This window comes from Phenylobacterium sp., assembly GCF_025351295.1.
Lineage (GTDB): Bacteria > Pseudomonadota > Alphaproteobacteria > Caulobacterales > Caulobacteraceae > Phenylobacterium.
In genome coordinates this window covers 1-4,099 of sequence record NZ_JANXWD010000040.1, presented here as the reverse complement: position 1 = coordinate 4,099, position 4,099 = coordinate 1, and the positions used below count along the sequence as shown (strand labels likewise).

Annotated in this window: 4 protein-coding genes; 2 read left to right on the top strand and 2 right to left on the bottom strand. The window is 71.9% G+C overall.

The features are described from left to right. Window positions 1–137 precede the first annotated feature (137 nt). Window positions 138–362, bottom strand: a complete 225-nt coding sequence (locus Q0R13_RS06255) for a hypothetical protein (protein ID WP_293901098.1) — start codon at window positions 360–362, stop codon at window positions 138–140. A 380-nt stretch (window positions 363–742) separates the two neighbouring features. Between Q0R13_RS06255 and Q0R13_RS06250 the strand changes: the two genes are divergently transcribed. Further along, window positions 743–1,957 carry a hypothetical protein gene (locus Q0R13_RS06250; RefSeq protein ID WP_293901095.1) on the top strand — a complete coding sequence of 405 codons (1,215 nt, stop codon included), beginning with the start codon at window positions 743–745 and terminating at the stop codon, window positions 1,955–1,957. Between the two features lie 78 nt (window positions 1,958–2,035). Next, window positions 2,036–3,184 carry a glycosyltransferase family 4 protein gene (locus tag Q0R13_RS06245; protein WP_293901092.1) on the top strand — a complete coding sequence of 383 codons (1,149 nt, stop codon included), beginning with the start codon at window positions 2,036–2,038 and terminating at the stop codon, window positions 3,182–3,184. Here Q0R13_RS06245 and Q0R13_RS06240 read toward each other — a convergent pair. Beyond that, complete coding sequence (locus Q0R13_RS06240; protein WP_293901090.1) at window positions 3,111–4,007, bottom strand: hypothetical protein; 897 nt, start codon at window positions 4,005–4,007, stop codon at window positions 3,111–3,113. The genes Q0R13_RS06245 and Q0R13_RS06240 overlap by 74 nt on opposite strands. Window positions 4,008–4,099: the final 92 nt, after the last annotated feature.

Sequence of the window (4,099 nt, the reverse complement as noted above, 5' to 3'; positions counted from 1 at the left end):
CTCTTCGCCCTATTTCTCGATCAGACGCACTGGAACGAAACCCGCCCGCCGGAGCAACAGGTTGAGTTGCTCCCCAACGATCTGGACTTCGACGTTCAGCTCCGGCTCGCCGGATTGGATCGCAAGGACAAGGCCGCCTAGGTCTTCTTCCACCGGGCTTGAGCGGCAACCGACGCGATCTCTGAGCGCTGCTTTGGCGTAAGGCTCTTTGCCCTGGCCGGGCCGCCCTTGGCGCCAGCCGCCTTAGCGCGTCTGACGGGCATCGGCAATTCCGGCGCCTGTTCCCCTTGGCCGGTCGAGAGGTCCACGATGAACTTCGCCAGCTGGTTCGGATCGCGCGGGCGCTTGGGCGTCTTGCTCATGCCCTCAGGTTACCGCCGATCCCCCCGCGCGCGAACGGCCATTTTCAAACTGACCCACTACCCTTGGCCGCAGTCGAATTGGCCGGGGTGAGGCGGTTGGGTCGGGGGTGTGCTCCTGGAGGACCAGATGAGCGAGCCAAGGCGTGATTTCGAACGGCCAGAGCCCACTGCAGCGGCGCCGGTGCTCCGGCCTCGCATGCTGCTGGCGGGGTCGGCAGGTCCGGCGCCTGCGCGACGCAGCCTCTTGAGCCTCGGCCTTGCGGCCATCGGGCCGCGCCGAGCCTCTGGTCTGGCAGGCCATCGCGCTCGGCAGAAGCGGACGACGAACGATTTCGCGGCGGCGCGTTGAGGACAGGGTTCCTCTGTGTCGTCTGTGAAACATGCGGATCGGATTCCTCTTCAACCACGACCAGGTCCACCAGGTCGCCCACAGCCTGCCGATCGCGCTGGCCATGGCGCGGAGCGGGGTCGACGCGGAGATCGTGGTGGCGACCACCAACGCGCGGCTGAGCGCCGAGGTGATCCGGCTGGGCGACGGCCTGATCGGCCCGGCGATCCGGCTGGTCGAACTGGGCCTGAAGCGCCGCGCCAGCCGCCTGGCCAAGCGCGCGCTGGAGGCGGTGCTGCCCGCCGCCAAGCTGCTGGTCTATGGCGACAACCTCGACTTCTTCCGGTCGCTGGACGTGCTGGTGGTGGCGGAGAAGACCTCGCTGATCCTGAAGACCCAGCACGGCCTGAACGATCTGAAGATCGTCCACACCCGCCACGGCGCCGGCGACCGCGCCATCGGCTTCGACCCGGCCAGCGGCGGCTTCGACCATGTGCTGGTCTCCGGCCCGAAGATCCGCGACCGGCTGATCGGCGAGGCGGGGGTGGATCCCGCGACCATCTCGGTGGTCGGCTATCCCAAGTTCGACCTGCCGCCGGAACCCCAGGCCGTCCCGCCTCCCGCCGCCGACGGCCGGCCGGTGGTGCTCTACAACCCCCACGTCTCGCCGCATCTTTCGTCGTGGTTCACCGCCGGGCGGCAGGTGCTGGACTGGTTCCTGGAGCACGACGACCACCATCTGATCTTCGCCCCCCACGTGATGCTGTTCGAGCGGCCCTTCGTGCTGGCCATCGACCGGTGGCGGCTGGACCGGCCGGGCCGGATCGCCGAGCGCTACCTGCGGGCCCCCAACATCCACGTCGACCTGGGCAGCCGCGCCTCGACGACCATGGCCTATACCGACCGCGCCGACATCTACCTCGGCGACGCCAGCAGCCAGGTCTATGAGTTCCTGGCGCGGCCCCGGCCCTGCGTGTTCCTCAATCCCCATCGGCTGGCCTGGCGGGGCGACGCGAACTTCGCCCACTGGCAGGCGGGCCCGGTCATCGAGACGGTGGGCGAGCTGGGCGCCGCCCTGCGCACGGCTTGGACGGAGCACGCCACGATCTTCCGGCCGATCCAGCAGGCCATGTTCGATCACAGCTTCGACCTGACGGACGAGCCCTCGTCGGTGCGCGCCGGCCGTGCGCTGGCCGCCTTCGCGGGCCTGGCCGCCCCGGGCCTGGCGTCCCCCGTCCCCGACCTGCCGGTGGCGGCCCATGCCTGACGCGGTTGATCGCCGGCCCCGGCGCCCTATCTCCCGCCCTGTCGGCCGACGGTCGGCCGGCGACCCCAGCGTGACCTGATGCGCATCGCCTATGTCATCAACTCGGTCGAAGGCGGCGGCGCGGCGCTGCCAGTGCCGGCCGTCACCCGCGTGCTCGCCGATAACGGCGCGACGGTCGAGGTTTTCGCCCTGACCCGGCGCGACGGCCGGGCGGTCGCCGCCATGCGCGAGGCCGGCCTGCGGGTATACATCCGCGAGGGCGGGGAGAAGGATCATCTGGCCGCCGTCCGCTGGCTGGACCGTGAACTGGCCGCGTGGCGCCCGGACCTGATCTGGACCTCGCTTACCCGGGCGACGCTGCTGGGACAGCTGGTGGGCCACCGCCGTGGCGCGCCGGTGGTGAGCTGGCAGCACGCGGCTTTCCTGAAGCCCGCCAACCGGCTGCTGCTGCGCGCTACCCAAGGCCTCTCGGCCCTGTGGATCGGCGATTCCCACAGCGTGGCCGCCCTGACCGGCGCGCGCCTGGACGTGCCGCCGGAGCGGCTGGCGGTGTGGCCGCTGTTTGCCGCAGACCCCGACGCGCCCCAGGCCCGTCCGTGGCGGCCCGGAGAGATCCTGCGGCTGGGCGCGCTGGGGCGCCTGCATCCGGTCAAGGGCTACGATGTGCTGGTCGCCGCGCTGGCCCGGCTCCACGCGGGCGGCTTCTGTCCGCAGGTCCCGTTCGAGGTGTCGATCGCCGGCGCCGGCGACCAGCAGGCGCCGCTGGAGGCCGCTCTCGCCGAGGCGGGCCTGGCCAATGTCCGCTTCACCGGCTTCACCGAGCGGCCGCGCGACTACCTGGCCGGCCTGCACCTCTATCTGCAGCCCTCGCGCTCGGAAGGCCTCTGCATCGCGGCGCATGAGGCGATGCAGGCCGGCCTGCCGACCCTCGTCTCCGCGGTCGGCGAGCTCCCCTACAGCGTCCGCGACGGCGAGACCGGGCTGGTCGTCCCGCCCGGCGATCCGGACGCCCTGGCCCAGGCCCTGGTGTGGCTGCTCTCCCACCCCGACCGGCTGGCCGCGATGGGCGCCGCCGGCCGCGCGCGGGTGCTGGAGCGCTTCGGGCGCGCGGCCTTCGCTGCGGCCGGCGCCCAAGTCATGGCCCGGCTGCCGGTCACCCCCGCCAGCGGCCCAGAAACCGTCCCGCGTCGATCGCCAGCCCGCCAAACGAGCGGTCAATCCGCTTGATGTCGATCAGCGTGACCTCGCCGCAGGCCGACAGGGTGTGCAGCCCGTCCCGATAACGTCCCGCCGAGGCCGGCGCCAGGATCGGTGCGCCGGCCTCCGCCTCGAACCGGTCCGGCGTCAGGGCCAGGATCCGCAGCAGCCGCACGGCGCCGCCATAGGTGGCCGAACAGTCCTGCACCGGCAGCACCGGCGCGCCGTCGTGGACGAACACCGCGCCGCCCGGCCGGCTGCTGGACCGGTCCACCCGCACCGGATTGCCGGGATGGGTCCGCCAGGGCCCGGTGAGGCTGTCCGCCCAGGCCAGGTGCAGGCGCCCCTGCTTGGCCGGCTGGGGCCCGTCCGGCGAATAGGCCATCCACCACAGGCCCTCGTGCCGGAACAGGGTCGGGTCGATGGCCGGCGTGTCCAGCGTCAGCCGCGCGGCCGCCTCCCACCGGTCCGGGAACGCCGCGGCCCGATAGAGCGTGAGCGCCCCCGACCGATGCGCCTCCGGCGCCATCCAGACGGCCCCGTCCGCCTCGAACACGAAGGGATAGGACAGGTGCCACGCCTCGCGCAGCACCGTCCGCCGCCCCACCGTCGCCCCGTCCGCGCCGAGGTCGATCAGCTCGATGACGCCGCGCCGGGTCCGATAGTCATAAGCCTCGGCGAACAGATGCAGCCGCCCGTCCCGCCAGATCCCGAACGGGTCGGCGAGAAACGTGAACGCCGGCGTCTCCGGCAGCCAGCGGACCGGGAAGCCGTCCAGGCCGCCAGCCTCAGCAACCGCCGCGATGGGCGCTTCGACGATTCCCAGCCGCCAGATGTCCGTTCGCCGCGCCATGTCATCTGACCTATCGGCGACCGCGGACAGGCTCAACCCGCGCAATGATCTCCGCGCCCACGCTGGCGCTTGGCCACAAAACCTGGATACCA